Here is a 19,762-nt window from a genome sequence, read left to right as displayed (position 1 = left end):
CTATGCTGGATTTGATTCATACACTATTTTCGCAACTGGTTACGGCTGGTTGGTTACCAGAAATGTTCTCCTACGGGTTTTTAATTAACGCCTTTCTTGCCACCCTGATGATAGGGCCGCTATTAGGAGCACTCGGCACTTTGGTGGTGGTTAAGCGACTGGCCTTTTTATCTGAAGCCGTGGGACACTCGGCACTGACCGGGGTTTCCATCGGTATTCTTTTGGGAGAACCAATATCCGCCCCCTGGATAAGTCTGTTTGCCTTTTCAATTCTATTCGCAATGACTTTACAGTGGGTTAAAGGCCGAACTGCCGTGCCATATGACGCACTGATTGGCGTGTTTCTCTCATTTGCGCTGGCCGTAGGCGCCGCACTTTTGATGTTTGTGGCAAAACAGGTCAATGCCCACCTCGTAGAACAGGTGTTATTTGGTTCTATTTTAACCGCCAATGAGCAGGATATCGTGATCCTGGCGGTAATGTTCATGCTTACACTGGGCTTGGCACTGCGTTTTTCCAACAAAGCTTTTCTGGCTGCACTTTCACCCGAAATTACCCAAAGTTTAAGAGTGAAAACCAAATTGCATGACTATGTTTTTGTGCTGCTCATCGCCTTAATGACCGTCGCAGCTGTAAAAATAATCGGTGCAGTACTGGTAGGAGCCTTGTTGCTTATTCCCGCAGCCAGTGCCCGCCTTCTGGCAACGAATCTGCAAACCATGTTGCTCTGGTCAATCTTGATCGCTACAAGCAGCGCACTTGCCGGGGTGTTGTTGCCCATGTATCTGCAATGGGCTGTACCCACCGGGCCGGCCATTATCCTGTGTGCTTGTCTGTGGTTTATTGTGGCCATTACCCGGTTTTCACTTTCCAAAGCAGCGGTGAGGTAGATCTATGAATAAGTGTGCATTTAACACCCGATTTTTCGGATTGGTAATTACCTTGCTGTATTGTGCAACAAGCTATGCTCAAGAAATCAAAATTGCCACAGTGACCCCAATTAGTCATAGCATGACACAGGCGTTGGTGGCTAACACCCCTATCGCAGTCGCCTATTTGCCGCCTAAACGTCTGCCAATAAATCGAATCGCAAGTTGGCTGGAAAAGCATAGAAGCGACTCTTTTGGTGTGTATCAGGCGGTTGTTAATATTAGTTCTGTCGTGCCGGAACTGGACATCTATGCAACGTTGCGAACCGACAACATACGCATCGTCCCGATAGACATTGCCCGCGCGATTATGCCTGCTGGTGAGAAAGTCGTATTAGCAAATACAACTGAATATTTTTGGTTAAATACTAACAATAGCCTGGTAATGCTGGGCATTTTACGTCGCGATTTAGTGGCATTGTGGCCACAATTTGCGAGCGTCATAAACGCAAACTATCAGTCTGTTAGCAATGAAATCCGCAAGTCTAATATGGGCATTGACGAATTACTGATGAATGCGGAGATTTTTATCATCACAACTTCAAACGATGCCCTGTCGCCGATGATTGCCAGCTTATCTACAGACTGGACATCACCGGAAGAAGCCAGTGAGTTGGGTCTGAAATCGATTGCCATGACAAACCGGAAATCCAAAGCCTTGTCTACTGAATGGTTAATTGATGATTTTTCACGCCCCGGCAATCAGACTTTTACGCAACGCCTTATCCAGCAACGACTCAATCTGGAACAGGCGTTGCAACAACTGAAAGCCCCTTAAACTATGATCAGAATAACCACATGGTCAAAGCAATGGTTGTGGGTGCAATGAGTAAATTTTATATCATGGCGAGACTTTAACTATGCGTTTTTCGCTGGGTACAGCCCGACAATGGCACTGGATCAGTGCTGCCGTGTCCATGGCAGGCATGTTGTTATTTGCTGTTACTGGCATTACCTTAAACCACGCCTCGCAGATCCCGGGCAATACACACGTACACACTATTGAAAGTGAATTTCCGCAGCACTTCGTGACACCTATTCAAACATTGCCCGCAGAGCAAGCCATCCTGCCTGATACAGTGCGCCACTGGTTAATGGAAACGCACTTTATTGAGATCCCAGGCAATGTTTCCGGCAACTTTGACGGTAGCGAATACTATATTGCCTGGCCGGGTCCCGGCATAGATCGCTGGTTGGCAATGGATATCGAGATGGCAGAGTTTGTTTACGAGTCCACAGACAGAGGCTGGGTTGCCTACTTTAATGATTTACACAAAGGACGACATACAGGCACGGTCTGGGCCGGATTTATCGATGTTATCGCAGTAGCTATTGTGGTTTTTACCTTAACCGGGCTTTGGCTGCTGATAAAGCAAGCATCGTACAAGCCTTCTACCTGGCCAGTTACTGCGCTGGGCTTTTTGGTACCGGTTGTCATTGTATTAATTTTTATTCACTAATTGATTGAATTACAGCGTATTTTATGACCAATCATGAGCAGTTAATATTAGCGATTTCTCTGAGTGCAGGTTACTGTGTTTGGATAGTTTGCCTGGCCATCAGGCAGTGGAGCAAAAAACAACAGCAAAATCATATTCCGGAAAACGGATATCTTATTGCCTATGCCAGCCAAACCGGCACGGCAAAACAACTGGCGGAGCAACAGGCACATCAACTTGCTGATAAATATCCCATAAAACTGGCTTCCCTGGATGAAATCAGTTTGGACATTTTAAGCAAGGTAACGCAGGCTATGTTTATTGTCAGTACCTATGGCAACGGAGAGCCCCCGGACAATGGCCGCCGCTTTAGCCTTGCCTTAAAACGCTTTCTGCAGGACAAAAAAGACCACCTACTCACTTCCCTGTCTTATCGTGTTATTGCACTCGGGGATAGCCAGTATCCGCAGTTTTGCCAATTTGGCGATGAATTAAACACCACGCTTCATGCGCTCGGTGCAAGACGGGTGCAAAGGTTACAACGCATCGACCGCGCCGACTCCCAGGCACTTATTCGCAGTGCCGCTGAACATTCTGAGCAACAGCGCAGCCCATCTGTTTGGCGTGTTATTGCACGAAAACAGCTCAACCAGGGTCAGGGCAGAGAGTTAGTGGAAGTCACACTTGCCGCAGAGCACTCGCTACCGCACTGGCAGGCAGGCGACATTCTGGACGTGCAGCCTCATAACTCACGTCAGGCTATCGCCGACTGGCTGAAAAGCCATCAGATAGCCCCTCACACGCCTATTGTCATAAACGGCATGCCACAACCTATTGAACAGGTGTTGCAGGTCAGAAAACTTGATAAATTAGCAGATTCTCAGGGCCTGTCAGACCAGGTCCGAAATCTACCTTTGCTGCCACTGCGCAGCTATAGCGTTGCCTCTGTTCCGGCAGAAAACGCACTAAAACTGATTGTCAGAAAACAATATTCCGGGCACGGCACCCCAGGGCTGGGTTCGGGTTGGCTTACAACCTTTGCACAAAGTGATGACCTGTTTTGTGGTTACCTCAAAGACAACCCCACCTGTCATATTACAGCAAATGAAACCCCTTTATTGCTCATCGGTGCAGGCAGTGGACTGGCTGGCTTACGAGCACAAATTTTACAGCGCATCAGCAGAAACAGTGACGCCGATATCTGGCTAATCTTTGGCGAACAAACATCGCAAAGCGATGATGTGCTGGCTTCGAGCATGGCTGACTGGCCCAGTACATCACTGCAGCTAACCATCAATAAAGCCTTTTCGCGTACCGAGCAAGGCCAGTATGTGCAGCACATTCTGACTGAACAGGCCGATCATATCCGCAACTTCGTCGACAGAGGCGCGCAAATATACGTGTGCGGTAGCTTTAAGGGGATGGGCGAAGCCGTGCACAGCACCTTGCAACAGGTACTGGGAGAAGATTTGCTCGATGACCTTTTAACGCAACACCGATACCATCGCGATACCTATTAGCCATTATTGCTGAGCCAGCAAAATCCGCTTTAATCCGTTGATATTGTGTTGTATGTCTTTGTTGTGTGGGTCCAGTTTGCTCAAAGCAACGAGATTTTCCAGTGCCGCGTCATAATTCAGTTGCGCCAGAAAAGTTTGTGCCAGCCCCAGATAACCTTGCTGTTTAACCGTATCTAAAACCGTGGCTCTGGCGTAATAGTGTTCGGCAGCAGTGTAATTTTTATCTTCCAAATACACACCGGCTAGTTCCAGAAGCGCTTTGCCATTTGCCGGATCAGCCTGCAATGCTGCAGTTAATGCCTGGGTGACCTGTTTGGGTTGGTTGTTGATTTTTGCTAACTGCGCCTGATACAAATGAAAACGACTTTTCTCAATCCCTACCAACTGCTCCAATTCCGGCTGATAGCTTTGCAATAATGTTTCCAGCAATTGCCATTGTTCAAACCTGACTAGCATAGGTAGCAGTTGTACTATCTGCTGTTGCTCAAACCGGACACTTCCCGATAACAAGTCGTTGGCGCGTGTAAAGTTGCCCTTTTGCAAATGAAATTGTGCAGTCATGATGTAGTTGCCGGGTTCTTTATCTCCCAACCGAATCGCCGTTTCCAGACTGGATAAAGCCATGTTGATATCATCCATGCTGAGCGCGAGGTTGGCGCGTTGTAACCACAATCCGGTGTTTTCTGGTTCAAGTTCCAGCAGACTGGCAATTAAATTCAGTGCACTGTGTGTTTGTCCGGTTTTCACCAATGCTGATAACAGTCCAAAACGCAGCGACGTGCTATCCGGATCTAACATCAACGCATGTTGAAAGGCAGACAAGGCACTCCAGGCATCATTCGCCTTTAAATTGATATAGGCTAATTGCGTATAGGCATAGATATCATTGAGCCCCAGTTGGATGGCTTTGGTGAGAGCATGTTGCGCTGCTTCATAGCGTTTTTGCAACAGCAGGATAATCGCCCTGCCCTGATGAGCCTGCATTAACTCTGGCATCTCTTTGAGTACGTCGTCATAAGTTGCCAGCGCTTCGGCAAATTGATTTTGTTGAGCTAACAACTGGGCTTTAACCAGCGACAATGCCGGACTGAGTTCTGCGCGTTGGCTGAGCAGTTCCAATGCCTGATTGTAGCGGCTGTCATCCAGTAACGGTCGTAACGCTTGTGCCAGTGCAAACTCCTGCGGCGTCGGTTTTGCTTCGGTGGCCTGCAAAGCGGCAGAAACCGGCGGCAATGTGATCACGTCAGGCGGGAGTGTTACCGTTGCCTGAGACGACAAAGCCGCGGTGCTATACAGCGCGCTTAAACAAAAGGCCAGTTTCACACTGCCAGCGATACGTTTTAAAATCATTTTGAAAACTCCAAAGGCCAGATAAATGCCGCCCGCACGGCTACGCCATCTTTTAGCGGTGCGGTAAAGCGTGCTTTTTTTATCAGGGATTTAAGTGGCGCAATAATCTCTGTTGGCGGCGCGCCTAAAATCTGACGCAAAATCACATTTCCGGATTCGTCAATCATCACATCCACCTCCAGGTTGACTTTGTTTACCCCCCTACGAGACAACGCGCTGGGATATTCAATATTGAGGTTGCTCAGTAACCTCGGTGCTGAATCCAGTTGTTCTAAGCCAACCGTATTCCAATCTGGTTGCAGCAAATTATCCCAATTGGGCGTCAATGTGGGTGGCTCAGGCGGAGCTAATTCTTCTATAGCGGTAACACCTTTAATTTCGATATGAGTGGTCATTAATGTTGGCCCATCGCCGCTTAACGCAATATCCAATGCCGGAGCTTCAGCTGTCGGTTGGCTGGTAGTCGGCGGTGGCGGAGGTGGTGGTGGCGGAATGGCGAATTGAACCTGCCGCACCAACAACTTCTCCGGTTGCAACAACTCGCTGTCCGAGATCAATATCAACAGAGCCAGTAACCCTGAGGCCATGAGAACGGCGCCACTGACAGGCCGCCACTTTTTTTGCCACTGGCTACCAGACCATTCAAAACTCAATAGCATGTTTGTTATTACCTCAGGGGCTTGTCGTAGCGATGCTCACCTGCTCGGCACCGGCGAGTTTAGCCTGATCTAACACCTTAACCAGCAGGTCTGTGGGAACACTTTTATCAGCCTGGATCACAACCGGTTTCGCTTGCTGGCGCAACAACTGCGCTACCGTTGAGCGCACGCCCACAACGCCAATATTGTTGCTATCGTACATCACTTCGCCCTGGTCAGTGATTGCGATCAACACCACATTTCGCTCCAGATCCTGAGTTGAAACGGCCTGAGGTTTATTTACATCCACCCCACTTTCCCGAACAAACACTGTGGTAACAATGAAAAAAATCAACAGAATAAAAACCACATCTAACAAGGGTGACAAATCAATATCGCGGCCTTGTTGTTGTTCGAAGCGCTGTTCAAGGTTACGCCGCATCGGCGGACCCCTGCATATCGATGATGGCTTTGTGCACCTGTCTGGCACTCACGGTTTTGCGTTGCTGAAACAACAACAGCCAACCCGGGATAACCATTAACAGACCAATTTCAGTGGTAAACATGGCATCAGCAATACCTGAACTCATAAGTTCCGCCTGATTACCCACTCCCTGCGCCATCGCTGAGAAGGTTTGTAGTAAACCAATGATAGTGCCCAGCAATCCCAATAGCGGTAAGCTGTTTAACAGCGATTGCGTCTGGTCCAGTTGCACCAAGCGCAGGGTTGAATCTGACTCGGAGGCTTGTTGCGATATCCCGGAAAACAGGTTGCTGTAACAGAGTATTGCTACAGCAACAATTGCCCAGACAACTGGGTTGATAAGTAACGACAGAGTATCTGGCATCAGGCGGCCTGCTCTTTGTAAGTTTGCGGAGTTGTAGTGTGAACCTGTATCTGGCTGAGTTGCGTAGCCTGGGCTTCCAGCGTCAGACACCGGCTTTTTACCCGGCGATTGAGAATGGCATGCACGATGAGCGCAGGAATTGCCACGATCAACCCTAACTCAGTAGTTACAAGCGCTTCTGAAATACCACCAGAGACCGCAGCGGCATCACCTGCGCCAAACAAAGTCATCATTCTGAAGGTTTTGATCATGCCGGAAACGGTACCCAATAATCCCAGCAAAGGTGAAATAGAGGCCACCAGGGCTATGGCACCGATACCTCTTTCCAGACGATGTCGATAGGCCAGCAAATAAGCGAATAATTGATCATCACGTTGCTGGGAGACATCATGCTTTAAGATGATGTTCAACAAATCGCGCTGAGCTTCTTTCACCTGCTGTTGTACCCCGGCAACATCCGCCGGAGTGGCACCTTTTTGGTCAATTAACGCCAGGCGCTCGCTGAACGCCGGTAAAAGGCGTGGCAAACGCAGCAGCGTCAACGCTTTAAACAAACCAATAAGCAGTGCCAGCAAGGCAAACATTAAAATAGGAATGGCCCAGGTTCCGCCTTTTTGCAGGTGCTGCAATATACTCTCGCTGCTTTGTGTTTGTTTCAGCAGTTTTTCCATCGTAGGGTCAAACAAAAGCGCGCCCCGCTGACTGACAAACACCTCGCGGACTTGTTCGTGTTGTGACCCGGTATACTGGATTTGGGCAGTGGGTATGGCCGTTGTGCTGTCTAACAGACCAGAGATTTCCTGCGACAGTAAGTAAAACCAGGCCAGTGGACCTAAACGCAGAGTTTGCGCATTAACCACTTCTCCATCCAACAAGACGACCTCTTGCGCTAACACCGAAGGCTGTAACGCTGCTCGTTGCGCAAGTACATAATCATTGAGCCGCGCGAGTCCCGAGTCAAAGGCAGTTTCATTGGCACTTTGCTGTGGATTCGCTGACGCCATTATTTGTTGCAAGTCTTGTAAAATCTGATGTTGATAATTGGACTGTGTTCGCCACTCTTTGAGCCGCGCATTAAGCTGTTGTAAATCCAGTAATTGTTCGTCACGCAATCGGGTGGCATTGGCGGCAGACTCTCGCAGTTCTTTTATTTCACTAACCTGTTGGTGGACCTTACCCACCAATGACGACTGTTGTCGCTGTAACTGCGCCTGCTCCTGCTCCAGGTTTTTCTGCGCTTGCTGAATGTCACGCACCAGGGAGGCCGTCACATCGTCTAATGTGGTATTGCTCAAACCTACCGTTGGTATGCACGACAATAACAAAAAGGTAAAAATTTTGATGTTCATTGGCGGCCGCCTGGTACAGATGAAATATCAAAGGGTAAGCTGATCCATTCAGCCCGCGACGGCTGCTCCAGCGAATCAACCAGGGCTGATAAGGTGTCAGCTAACACGCTGTCGGTATTTTGTAATGCCTCCCAATGCCAGCCACTGGGAGTCGTTTGGCCTTTGCCCCAATACTGTTGGTCATTGCTGATATACCAACCTGTGGCAGCGCCGAGAAACACCTGCTGCACCTGAATCGATTTTTCACCATCATTTGTGGGAAGTTGCATGACGGTTTGATGCAGAACGATTCGGCTATTAAAACTGTGTAGTTTTTTCAATGCTTCTGCAATGTGGTTGAGCATTTCACTGGCAGGTAAATCCGCCTCATTAAGTTTTTCTACATGAGTTTGCCAACTGTTTTGCAATACCGGGGGCAACTGACCATTAATGGCCAAAATCTGCCCGGTAGCCCGGTTTAACTCAGATAGCAGGCTTGCTTGTTGCGCTTCTAATTCCGACTGTTGCAGCAACAGGCTCTTCCGCTCTGTCGCAGCTTCACTGCTGGCAAGATGTTTTTGTTCAAGCAATTCGGTTAACGTAGCGCGCTCATCAGCCAGCAACTGCAATTGTTGTTCGAGCAGTTGCTGGCGCAATTGCCAGTTACCTTTGATTTGGGTACGTTGAGCTTCAATTTGCTGCCATTGCAATAACAGGTTATCAATACTCTGGGCTTTACTATCAGCAAAAGTGACAGACATTGGTGTCATTGCCAACAACAGAATCCAGCGACAAGATGCCAGTATGGAGGGCTTTTTATTGAGGACAGTGTTATTCATGAGATCCGGAAAAGATACTTTTCGTAATGTTAATGCAAACCATTTCTATTTGCAATTTATAGCACAGTGTCCCTACCGTGCTATATAAGCGTTACTGATTTAGAAGGTATAAGTCAGGTAAGCACTAAACGAGCGACCAGGTTGGGAATAGCGTTGATAGCCATCACCCACAACACTGATGGCAAAACCACCTGTGCCACCCGAGTTATTGACGCTATTAACGGATTCCCAAAGGTAATACTCTTTGTCTGTCAGATTATAAATAGCCCCGGTTAATTTGAGATTCTCGGTAAACTCGTAGAATGCGGTTAAATCCAGCACGGTAAATGAATCCGGGAAGTGAATAATGCCGCCGCGATTCGCCAGGTCAAAACTGGTTTGCCCCTGCACCAACACATTGCCTTCGTCATCATAGACGCTGCCGCGATTGTCAACGTCTGCACGGTGAATAGCGTACAATTCAACGCCCCAATTCCCGGCGTCTGGACGGTAAGACAGGCCAACCGTCGTGGTATCTGGCGCTGCGGTAACCAGGTCATCACCAATGTCATTGATTGAAGAAGCCGTTTGATACTCACCGTCAATGGCGGAATAGCTCATACGACCGGTAATATTCGCAGTAAAATCGTAGCTGGCTTCAAATTCAAATCCGGTAATTTCAATCTCACCGACATTTTCGGGCTGTTGATAGGTGTCCTCAGTTACGATCTTTGTACCTGAATCATCACAGACATCAAAGAATCCACAGGCTACCGTGACATCGGCACCATAGGGGTTACTCAGCGTAGAATCCTGAATTAAATCAGTGTAATCGGTTCTGAACACAGCAAGTTTTACAGCGCCCTTCTCGAACTGAGCCTGATAAGAAAGTTCGTAGTTGGTGGACCGCTCTGCGTCCAACTCAGGGTTTGCCACTTTGCTCAGGTCTTCGTAAACCAACCCTGTTACCAGGTCGGTGATATCGCCACCTGAGTTAGTGCTGAGATAAACATCTTGCAATGTCGGCGCCTGATAACCTTGTGCGATTTTGGCCATTAAAGTATGGCCGCTGGCAAATTCATAACTCAGACCAACTTCGCCCACTACAGCAGAAAAGTCAGCATCCGAGACACTTTTACCGGTAGGATCTGCAAAGGTGTCATCGATGGTGGGATCATATTCGGTATTGTCATAACGCACACCAACATTCGCTTTTAGTTGGTCGTTAATTTGAATCAAGTCTGCAACATAAACGCTGAATGCGGTTTTGTCTGATTCTGGAATGAATGCCGGATCACGGATCGGATAACCTTGACGAAATCCGGAGCTGGTTGAGGTATCGTTGTAGCGAATATCATACATGACATTGAGAAACGACGATGTTTGGTAACTGGCACCGTAAAGTAGCTCATGGTTGTCAATAGTTTTACCAAAATCAATAGAAAAGCTGGTAGTTTCCTGGGTCAGTTCGCGATCTTCAACACGTAAAAATGGCGCAGCACCACCGGCACTATATGAAAACGCGGTGACACCGGAGGTATACAACTCCTGATAATTCAACGCAACATCAACTGAATCATAAAAGCCGTTGCTGGCATTTTGTTGTTTGTAAAACAAACCGTAACGTTCTTTATCGTTATTATCTATGGAATAAAAATCAAAGTAGGTTGCACTGCCTTCACGAGACAATGGTGTGCCATTATTTTCCCGATCGCTTTTTTCAAAAACCACACCCAGTTGTGCGTCTGGCGACAGATTATAAGCGACTTTAGCCAAAACAGATTTTGCGGATTTATCCATCAAATCAGCCTGACCGCGCCCTGCCCCCAGGATATCTGCGCCATTGTCGTGAGCTTCGGTTTCATTGCCGTCTCTTTGGGTGTACTGAATTAGTGTTTCCCAGTTACCGCTGCGATTGGCCAACGCTGTGCTGATCAGCCATTCATCTGAACGGGTATCAAATCCGGTTTTTACCCGACCGCCAAAAGCATCCCCGGATGCAGGTAAAAAGTCAGCCGCGTCATTAGTAACATACGCAACCGAACCCGCCAGCGCATTAGCACCGGAGGTAACACTGCTGGGCCCCTTTAAAATAGTGACGGTTTTAACATGTTCTATTTCGGCCTGCCCGCGGCTGGAACCGTACATACCATAAGCTGCAAATGTAGAAGGGTTCAGTGTCTCCCCTTGTGAAACACCGTCAACTGTCACAGCAACCGCATCACCACCCAATCCTCGAATGTTAAAACCATCGTCCCCAAATCGCGTACCGGCGTTGTTTACCTGTACACCGGAAATATATCGCGTTGTATCTTCAATGTTGGTAATCGACTGATTGGAAAGCGTGTCGCTATCCAATACCACTGCATTTTGCTGAGATTTTTCACTTTCTTCGTTGTTTACTTTAGTGGCTTCCAGACGTGTTTGCTGTGCATAAGCGTTAGCGCTCAATACACTGGTTAAAGCAATACATATTAGCGAGTACTTGAAGTTCATGTTCCTACCTTATTCGTTGAGTGAACCTTGCATCAGATATTAATGATAATCATTATCAATTGAAATTTGAGGAGCACATACTATTGATAATGATTTGCATTTGCAATAATATCTGACAAATATTTTTACATTCAGGAACTTTCAATGCGCTCATTTATCGCTTTAACGCTTTTATTGAACGCCGGATTCGCATCCTCAGTTAACGCACACACCCCCTATTTAAAACCCTTTAGTTTCGAATTGCAGAATGCTAAAGCCGTTACACTGGATGCTTCGTTTGCAGAGCAATTCTTTGTACCGGAATCGGCAATCAGCAATGCTGACTTCGACATTGTTGGTCCCGATGGCGTCACTCAGAAGATTGAGACAGTCGTAAACCTGGAAACAAGAAATGTGCTGGAACACAAGATTGAGGAAGATGGCACCTATAAAATTTCGACTGGTAACAGGCTTGGCCCGATTTTTCGTATTTATGAGCTGAATGGTGAGCGCGGATCTCTGCGAGGCGACGAAAAACCCTTGCCTGAAGGCGCGACATTAACCGCCAAATTCAGACCGGCTACCAGTGCCATTACTTACGTTTCAAAAAATGCCCCTACCCGGCAAGCACTTAAGGCCACTCAACAAGGTTTTGAAGTGTTATTCAGTACGCATCCCAATAGCCTGTTCCACAACGAACCGGTTGCATTTTCAGTGCATATGAACGGTCAGCCCGTTGCGGAACAAGCGGTCACTATCTATCACGCAAAAGACCAGTTTAGTGAAGAATCAGATCAGGTCTCAGTGCTCACAGACAGTACCGGAAATACCCAATTTACCCCCACTGCGGCTGGCCTGTATTTGCTTAAAACACGGCTACGCGCAGATGCGCCCGCCGGTGCTGACGTAGCACAATACAGTTACACCACAACCGTTACTTTCGAAGTTTATTAAAAAGAGGAAAAACTTATGAGAACCCGCGCCAGTCTATTAATTCTAACGGCCTTAACCGCGCCACAAGCGCTTCTGGCGGCTCCACATAGCGCCAGTGGCATTATTCTGACGTACGATTTAAATCAGGATCAGAAATTACCGCTGGAAGAATTCGTTGCGGCGAGACGTGATCGCTTTGCAGCGACAGATACGGACAATAATGGCATTGTCGATGAGAGCGAATATGTTTATGAGTGGGAAGGAAAAATCACGCAACGTTTCGCTGAAGATCGCAAAGCTTCAGTAAAACAAACACATGTTCGTTTTAAAGCTATTGATAAAGATGAAGATGGCTTTATTTCCCCGGAAGAATTAAACGCAATTGGGCAACGCGGATTTGACTATATGGATGCCGACAAAGACGGGCTTATTCTGGCCAGTGACCCGGAACCTAAACGCCGGGGGGAATCTGATAAAAAGGACAAAAAAGCCGATGAAAAGCCACAACGAACATTAGCACAACGACCACTTTTGCGTATGCCAACAACGCATTCCATAAAAGGTTTTATGGACCTTTACGATAGCAATGGTGATGAAAAAGTAACTCAGGAGGAGTTTCAAAATGTTCGGGATGAGCACTTTAAGCGCAGTGATGAAAACAACGATGGATTGCTGACCGAACAGGAATATGTACTTGAGTTTGAAGACCGACTGGATAAACAAATTGAGAAAAGTTACGAAGCTCAGGTAAAACAGGCCTACGTGCGTTTCGGGGTTTTGGATAAAAATGAAGACAAAGCCATGACGTTCTCTGAGTACATGCAGTCTGGTTTCAGAAGTTTTACGCGACATGACACCAATGAAGATGGTCTGATTTCACTGGAAGATCCGATTTATAAAAGAAAGCCTAAAAGCGAGAGTAAAAAAGACGAAGACAAACAAGGTGATACCGCTACGGTTATTGCTAAGGCGACGCGATAGTGGCCAACAAGTATCTGACTGCAGCGCTATGCGCTGCAACACTTTGCATTTTTATCAACAAAACATTCGCACAGTCGTCAAGCTCGTTTTCACTGAACAATGGCGAGCAACTGACCATCACTACAAACCCACTCACTGAGCTAAACAGGACAGCCATTCAAAATATAGTCGACGACACCGTCTTCAACCTGGACAACCGTGCCCCTGAATCGTTAGTTAACCAACTAAATAGCACTACAGATTTCGCGGCGCCAGAATGGTTGTTTTCGGCTATTGCGCAGTGTGAAAGATGGCACCAGAAAACTGAAAGTCGATTTTCCTGTCGAAATGGTAACCTGAAACAATACTGGCATGACTATGTACATGGACAAGGCTTACTGGAACGACGAGAGGCCCGAAAACTGGCGCGCAGCGCTCGCGTTGCGAAAGTGACGTTATCTGCTGACACCAGACAAGTGGTCACAGATAGCGAGTTAGTTTGGGATTTTGGCGATTTGACTCAGGCCATTATCCTGCAACGAATTATCGATTATTTAGCCTCACAGGATATTACCGCATATCACCTTCAAATCGGCTTACTGAACGCGTTTTCAGGGCATGATACAACCTGGCCGCACCAAACCAGTTTGGCGGGAAATCAGCAATCCCTGACATTGCGTAATACCATCAGTTATGAAATTGCGCCATGGCAACAATCCGCTTACCAGGGCAGCACCGAACAGGGTGTTATAAGCCACAATGATGGCTGGCCCGCATCCAAGTTTGCATCTCATGTACTGAGTGAAAACCCGATAGACGCTGTCGTCCTTGGTTATCTCGCAGCATCCAATACCAGCCGATTTGTGTTGAGCCTTTTAGATTCAGAAAAACAACATCTCGCCCTTAGGGATCAACAACAGCGAGTCTATTACAGTAAACACTACCAGGCCTTTACGGGTGTATCCCCGGCATCGATGCAACAGGTGAAAATTCGCGTCCGTTTGCCTGAATTTGACATTGCTGATTATCAGGGGCCTTATGCGGCTGTCTGGATTACAGATACAGAAAATAAGTTGCTCAGAAACCTCCATATCCGTGGTACAGGTGAAAATTGGCTGAAAGATCTCCGTACCTGGTGGCGTAAAATAGCGCGCAAGGATGACTCCCTGATTGATGCCATGTCAGGCGCTACGATGGGGAATAAACCCATTGAAGTAAATTGGGATGGATTAGATCAATACGGTAAGGATGTGCACTTAGACAACTTATTATTGCATGTTGAAATCGCCCGGGAGCATGGCGGCAGAACCTACAAAAAAATTCCACTAAGTATTCGCACAGATAAGTCACCGCTTAACGTGGAAGGTGAAAATGAGCTGCACAGTGTGCAGATCGCGTTTTAGTGTCTGTGTATGTGTCTGCACAGAAACAATAATCGCAGATACATAGCGAAGCAAAACCAGAACGGGTTTTCCTGTTTTTCCCATGAGCAGTGAAAACCCAATCCTTTGCCCCAGGGCTACTGTTTGTTAACAAATCCTTAATATTTTTGACATTGCATAACTATTGCAGATTACCCCTCTGTGAGGGTGTTCTTCTATAGATTTATTTATCCGGACAGCATATCTATTCATCGCATCTCACAAAAACAAAAGATTTTTATTAACAGGCTATTTACCGCGAGCCTGATTTACGGTATTTATTTAAATAGCAAATACTCATTCTGGGTTTTGTTTAGACTAAATTGATTAAATTTTGAGTAGCAATTAACAACAACCTTATGTTGAAAAAAGCAGTTTCGTTATCTCAATATACCTACACACCGTGGTACTTGTCAGAGTGGTTTGACGAGTAGGCCTTCGGCTGTCTCCTATGACGAGTCTTTTATTAAGACTTGCTCAGCTTCTGTAAAAAAACAAAAACCGTAGACACACAAAGCAACTTCACTGTTGTAGGAATTTTTGATCATGAACAAAACTTTGCATATGCTTTTGGGGCTTACCTGTGCCCTGACGCCAGTGGCTGCCGCCATTGCACAAGAAACAACCACGAACGAAGAAAAAGCCGTTGAACGCATTCAGGTTACCGGCTCCAACATCCGCGGTGTCGATTTAGAAGGCACTCAACCACTACAAATCATCAGTGCTGAAGATATCGCGCAATCCGGTGCCAATTCTGTATTTGAACTGTTACAAAACCTGGGACAAACCCGCGGTGGTAGTGGCACGTTCAGTACCACTGAATCGGGCAGTACTTCCAACTCAACCCCGGCAGGCCAGGCCGCCGCCTCATTACGAGGTCTGGGCCCATCTTCTACGCTGACATTAATTAACGGCCGCCGTGTAGCACCAAGTTCTTTTGCTGCCGGCACAGAAAACTTTGTTGATGTTAATAGTATTCCATTGGCTGCCATTGAAAGTATTGAGGTACTGGCAACCGGTGCGTCGGCAATTTATGGTGCCGATGCTGTCGCCGGGGTTATCAATTACATTCTCAAAAAAGATTATCAGGGTGCGGAGCTAAATGTTTCGTTTGAGGATAGCGTGCAAAGCTCAGACGAATCGAAAAAGAGTGTCAATATCGTATGGGGCGGCGCCGTTGCGGGTGGTAATCTGACGTTATTTGCAGACTTGTATGACAAAAATGCTTTTGAAGCCAGTGACAGACCCATTTCTGCAGAGCCTTTATTAGTAAACAGCTATTCTTATCTACCTAAACTCCCCTATCCCAACATTTATTATTTTTCTTCACGGGATGGCAATGAATTGCCCAACCCTGACTGCCCTTACCCAACTACCGTAACGGAGTTTGGCGAAGATATTTGCGCGTATTATTCAAATGGAGATAGTTTGCTAGATTCTGAATTAGAATCTCAATCCGTAGGGGCGATATACAGCCGGGATATCGGTGACGTGCAGTGGAATACAGACTTCTTTTTCAGTCGCTCTGAATCAGTAGCGATCTCAACTCCAGCTCCCATTAACGATGAATTTGATGGTGAAGGTCCGTTTGCCCCTTACAGTGCGCTGGATATTTATTCGGAAGCAGATTTACAAGCCTGGCAAGGGGTATCCAGCCCTTATGACATCATCTGGGACGACCCATTTACAACTCAGGCGGGTCAGGATCTGTATGGCTTTCGCTATGACGCCCGCTTTCAGGACCCGCGAACTATAGAGAATGAAACACAATCTTTCCGTTTGGTTTCGTCACTGGCCGGTGAAATCGGCGACTGGCAATGGGAAACGGCGGTCACTTACTCTGAATCTGAATCAGAGCAGGAAGCAATCTCGGGTATCTATAACAGATACAAATATAACGCTGCTGTCCATGGCGAGTTGTGCGCCGATGGCAGTATTGCTGACTACGACGGTGATTCAGACACACTTAACTGTGGCAGCGCGGGTTTATTAGGGGCATTCAATCCCTTCATTATCAACGATGCAAATAACGATGCTATTTTAGCAGTGGCACAGGAGCGCCCTACCCGTAATGGTAAGAGTTCGGTATTTGGCATAGATGCACGTTTCAATGGCGAGCTAATGGAATTTGGTGATGACTATATTCGCGCCGCCTTTGGCGTAGAATACCGTCAGGAAGACCTGGAAGATATCCCGTCTGCAAACTCCAGAGCAAACTTTGATAATGAGTATCTGGTGGATGTCTTCGGTTTCGGTTCCAGCCTGGCAAGAGCTGATCGTACCCAATATGGGGCCTTTGCGGAACTCTATATCCCGCTACACGAAACCGTCGATATGCAACTCGCCGGCCGATACGATCACTACGATGATTTTGGGAGCACGTTTAACCCAAAGGTGGGTATTTCATGGAGACCAACCGACCAACTCATCATACGTGGTAGCTTTGCCTCTTCTTTTCGCGCCCCCTCATTAACCCAGGCGGGTATTGAACTAAGAACCACAACGTCCACATTTGACTGTGCTGCCAACGCGCAGGTTTCAGACCTGTATTGCAGTGGCGATGGTCGTGAAGTCACCGAGAATACCCTGGAATTGGGCAGTCGAAGTTTAAGAGCGGAAGAGTCCGATTCTGTCAGTATCGGATTCGCCTGGAGTCCTGCCGATGACACCACAATTACCGCTGACTACTGGTCGTTTGAACACAAAAATATTGTTGATACCAACATGACCGGCGTTTTGGCCGAGGCTGTTACTGACGACTCTTTGCGTCACTGTGGATTAGTGCCAACCGGAAGTACGGGTATTTCCTATGGAGATGAAGTTTGTATAGACACCTACGCTGATGCAATCCGTGGAGACGATGGCAATAAATATCTGGTGAATGCACAAGGTACTGTGATCACTGATGTTAATGGCGATTATTTACCAGGCTACAGTGACGATGATCTGCACTATGTTCAGGTATTAGGTCCTGACGGACTACTGGTTGATCAAACCAATGACCTGTTTGGCTTGTTGGATCGCTATGTTTTACTGGCAGAGCCACGTGATCCGGAACTGCCATTTAACCGTGACCATGTTATTCCATTAGAAAACACCGGAACTCAGGATGTCTCAGGTTTGGATGTTAAAATTGCACACGATATGGCCTTGTGGGATGGCGTACTGTCCCTTGATTTAGACTGGACACATTACCTCAGCTTTGACAGAAACAAACCAGGTTCAGACGAAATTGAAGAGTTGATCGGTACCTATCGCTATCCGGAAAACATTGCCAACCTGTCGATGGTTTGGGGCAATGACGACTATTATGGCGGAGTCACATTGCGTTATGTGGATGGCTACGAAGATGACATTGAGGGCATGCGCGGACGAGAAATTGATGAGCTGGTGGCGATGGGTGTTTTACCCGATGCCGACAGTAGCCGCAATGTTTCCTCCTGGACCACCGTCGATGCCCGGTTTGGTATCATTCTTAAGAATGCCACCATCAAGCTAAATATCGACAATCTGTTTGACCGCGATCCACCTGTAGTTTATGGCTCAAGTCGTGGGTTCGACACCATCAACCACAACGCTTACGGTACCACCTACCGAATTTCGTACACGCACTTCTTTTAAAATCTAAAAAAAGGCGCTTTGCAATTCATTGCAGGCGCCTGCTTTTACAAATTGAGAGTACTGTCACATCTATCGTGATTTATCCCTGAACGTTTAATTGCGATTTAAAACGCTGCGCATTTTGCACATAGTGAGCGGCTGAAAGTTCCAGCTGTGCACGTTGTTTATCAGATAGCGACTTAATGACTTTACCGGGTGACCCCACCACCAATGAACCGTCCGGAATTTCCATGCCTTCGGTGATGAGTGCATTGGCACCAATAACACAATGCTTACCGATTTTAGCGCCATTGAGCACCACCGCATTGATACCAATTAAAGAATAATCACCAATTGTGCAACCGTGCAGCATCACCTTGTGTCCCACGGTAACCCCTTCGCCAATAGTCAAAGGAACACCTTCATCCGTGTGCAACACACTGCCATCCTGAATATTGCTGTTTTTGCCGACAGTGATCTTGTCACAGTCCCCTCTAATCACCGCATTAAACCAGACACTGCTATTTTCTTGTAGCTCGACATCACCGACGACATGTGCGCCGGGTGCAATAAACACGGAATCATGTTGGCTAACCGTTAAATCGCCGAGTGAATAAATCATTTTTTGGTCTCCTGTTTAAGCCGCAATAACCCTTCCTGAGTCGTTGATGCGATTAAATCCCCGTTACTGGAAAACAATTGTCCTCTGACATAGGCCCGGCCACTGGCGCTGGTAGGGCTTTCAGAAACATATAACACCCAGTCATTAAAATCGAAACCGCGATGAAACCAGATGGCGTGATCTATCGTGGCCAGACGCAAATTACTGTCCGACGGTGACAGACCATGTTTACGCACTGCACTCATCAAAAAGTAGTAGTCAGAGGCGTAACACAGAGCACGCTGATGAAAGGGAAGCTTATCTTCAACTTCGCTGTGTTCCCGCAAACGCATCCAGACAAACTGTTGTGCACTATCCTCGTCAGATTTAACACTGCGTATTTCAATTGGTTTGTGGAAAGGAATAGCGGTTTTTAATTTTTCCGACACCTGCATGCTGGGAGATTCGTATTTTTCAATATCATTATTCAGGGATTCAGGCCCGGGTACCTTTGGCATTTTGGGGGTTTGGTGATTAAACCCGTTCTCAGGTAACTGAAACGAGCACATACAATCAAAAATAATGTTGCCCTTTTGAATCGCCTTAACCCGACGTGTCGCAAAACTACGCCCATCTCGTACTCTTTCCACCTGACAAAACACCGGCAGCTTTGCATCGCCGGGCAACAGAAAGTAACAGTGTAAAGAATGCACCACAAAGGGGGCTTCCACTGTTTGTTGAGCGGCACTGAGCGCCTGAGCCATCACCTGACCACCGTACAAGGCTCTGAAGCCTAAATCCCAACTTGGAAAAAGAAAAAAATCTTCTTCAATTTTATCAGGGCTTAATAACTCATTGATTTTTGGTAACTTACTCATTGGATATTGTGTGATTCCATTTAC

General features: G+C 47.0%; 17 protein-coding genes. 8 read left to right on the top strand and 9 right to left on the bottom strand.

Annotated elements, in window-relative coordinates; translation table 11 throughout:
* The first annotated feature begins 2 nt into the window (after window positions 1-2).
* The 4 genes from LJ740_RS01135 to LJ740_RS01120 all read left to right on the top strand — a co-directional run bounded on the left by LJ740_RS01135 (window position 3) and on the right by LJ740_RS01120 (window position 3,888).
* Window positions 3-890 carry a metal ABC transporter permease gene (locus tag LJ740_RS01135; protein WP_229527206.1) on the top strand — a complete coding sequence of 296 codons (888 nt, stop codon included), beginning with the start codon at window positions 3-5 and terminating at the stop codon, window positions 888-890.
* 4 nt (window positions 891-894) lie between these two features.
* Complete coding sequence (locus LJ740_RS01130; RefSeq protein ID WP_229527205.1) at window positions 895-1,707, top strand: hypothetical protein; 813 nt, start codon at window positions 895-897, stop codon at window positions 1,705-1,707.
* Between the two features lie 82 nt (window positions 1,708-1,789).
* Complete coding sequence (locus tag LJ740_RS01125) at window positions 1,790-2,389, top strand: PepSY-associated TM helix domain-containing protein (RefSeq protein WP_229527204.1); 600 nt, start codon at window positions 1,790-1,792, stop codon at window positions 2,387-2,389.
* Window positions 2,390-2,412: 23 nt separating this feature from the next.
* Window positions 2,413-3,888, top strand: coding sequence for a flavodoxin domain-containing protein (locus LJ740_RS01120; RefSeq protein WP_229527203.1), 1,476 nt, complete (start codon window positions 2,413-2,415; stop codon window positions 3,886-3,888).
* Between the two features lie 3 nt (window positions 3,889-3,891).
* Here the strand turns inward: LJ740_RS01120 and LJ740_RS01115 are convergent, their stop codons facing one another.
* The 7 genes from LJ740_RS01115 to LJ740_RS01085 all read right to left on the bottom strand — a co-directional run bounded on the left by LJ740_RS01115 (window position 3,892) and on the right by LJ740_RS01085 (window position 11,366).
* Complete coding sequence (locus LJ740_RS01115) at window positions 3,892-5,238, bottom strand: tetratricopeptide repeat protein (protein WP_229527202.1); 1,347 nt, start codon at window positions 5,236-5,238, stop codon at window positions 3,892-3,894.
* On the bottom strand, window positions 5,235-5,897 hold the full coding sequence (locus LJ740_RS01110) for an energy transducer TonB (protein ID WP_229527201.1): 663 nt from the start codon (window positions 5,895-5,897) through the stop codon (window positions 5,235-5,237). Before LJ740_RS01110 ends, LJ740_RS01115 begins: the two co-directional genes overlap by 4 nt.
* A gap of 13 nt (window positions 5,898-5,910) precedes the next feature.
* On the bottom strand, window positions 5,911-6,318 hold the full coding sequence (locus LJ740_RS01105) for an ExbD/TolR family protein (protein WP_229527200.1): 408 nt from the start codon (window positions 6,316-6,318) through the stop codon (window positions 5,911-5,913).
* On the bottom strand, window positions 6,308-6,724 hold the full coding sequence (locus LJ740_RS01100; RefSeq protein ID WP_229527199.1) for a MotA/TolQ/ExbB proton channel family protein: 417 nt from the start codon (window positions 6,722-6,724) through the stop codon (window positions 6,308-6,310). Before LJ740_RS01100 ends, LJ740_RS01105 begins: the two co-directional genes overlap by 11 nt.
* Entirely contained in the window at window positions 6,724-8,073 is a 1,350-nt protein-coding gene (locus LJ740_RS01095; protein WP_229527198.1) for a MotA/TolQ/ExbB proton channel family protein, read from the bottom strand. Before LJ740_RS01095 ends, LJ740_RS01100 begins: the two co-directional genes overlap by 1 nt.
* Window positions 8,070-8,891: a DUF3450 family protein gene (locus LJ740_RS01090; RefSeq protein WP_229527197.1), complete on the bottom strand. Its 822-nt coding sequence runs from the start codon at window positions 8,889-8,891 to the stop codon at window positions 8,070-8,072. Before LJ740_RS01090 ends, LJ740_RS01095 begins: the two co-directional genes overlap by 4 nt.
* A 99-nt stretch (window positions 8,892-8,990) precedes the next feature.
* Window positions 8,991-11,366 carry a TonB-dependent hemoglobin/transferrin/lactoferrin family receptor gene (locus LJ740_RS01085; RefSeq protein ID WP_229527196.1) on the bottom strand — a complete coding sequence of 792 codons (2,376 nt, stop codon included), beginning with the start codon at window positions 11,364-11,366 and terminating at the stop codon, window positions 8,991-8,993.
* 144 nt (window positions 11,367-11,510) lie between these two features.
* Between LJ740_RS01085 and LJ740_RS01080 the strand changes: the two genes are divergently transcribed.
* The 4 genes from LJ740_RS01080 to LJ740_RS01065 all read left to right on the top strand — a co-directional run bounded on the left by LJ740_RS01080 (window position 11,511) and on the right by LJ740_RS01065 (window position 18,280).
* On the top strand, window positions 11,511-12,299 hold the full coding sequence (locus LJ740_RS01080) for a DUF4198 domain-containing protein (protein ID WP_229527195.1): 789 nt from the start codon (window positions 11,511-11,513) through the stop codon (window positions 12,297-12,299).
* 15 nt (window positions 12,300-12,314) lie between these two features.
* On the top strand, window positions 12,315-13,259 hold the full coding sequence (locus tag LJ740_RS01075; protein ID WP_229527194.1) for an EF-hand domain-containing protein: 945 nt from the start codon (window positions 12,315-12,317) through the stop codon (window positions 13,257-13,259).
* Window positions 13,259-14,641: a DUF2271 domain-containing protein gene (locus LJ740_RS01070; RefSeq protein WP_229527193.1), complete on the top strand. Its 1,383-nt coding sequence runs from the start codon at window positions 13,259-13,261 to the stop codon at window positions 14,639-14,641. Before LJ740_RS01075 ends, LJ740_RS01070 begins: the two co-directional genes overlap by 1 nt.
* Window positions 14,642-15,205: 564 nt before the next feature.
* Window positions 15,206-18,280 (top strand): TonB-dependent receptor domain-containing protein, encoded by a 3,075-nt coding sequence (locus LJ740_RS01065; RefSeq protein WP_229527192.1) that lies wholly within the window; start codon window positions 15,206-15,208, stop codon window positions 18,278-18,280.
* Window positions 18,281-18,359: 79 nt separating this feature from the next.
* On the opposite strand, the gene LJ740_RS01060 is transcribed toward LJ740_RS01065, so the two are convergent.
* Both LJ740_RS01060 and LJ740_RS01055 read right to left on the bottom strand, forming a co-directional pair.
* Window positions 18,360-18,881: a gamma carbonic anhydrase family protein gene (locus LJ740_RS01060; RefSeq protein WP_229527191.1), complete on the bottom strand. Its 522-nt coding sequence runs from the start codon at window positions 18,879-18,881 to the stop codon at window positions 18,360-18,362.
* Window positions 18,878-19,738, bottom strand: a complete 861-nt coding sequence (locus LJ740_RS01055) for an acyl-CoA thioesterase (RefSeq protein ID WP_229527190.1) — start codon at window positions 19,736-19,738, stop codon at window positions 18,878-18,880. The genes LJ740_RS01060 and LJ740_RS01055 overlap by 4 nt, the downstream gene beginning before the upstream one ends.
* Window positions 19,739-19,762: the final 24 nt, after the last annotated feature.

This window comes from Planctobacterium marinum, from assembly GCF_020687805.1.
Taxonomy (GTDB): Bacteria; Pseudomonadota; Gammaproteobacteria; order Enterobacterales; family Alteromonadaceae; genus Planctobacterium; species Planctobacterium marinum.
Note: the sequence above shows the minus strand (reverse complement) of the source record. Positions and strands in the feature narration are given on the sequence as shown.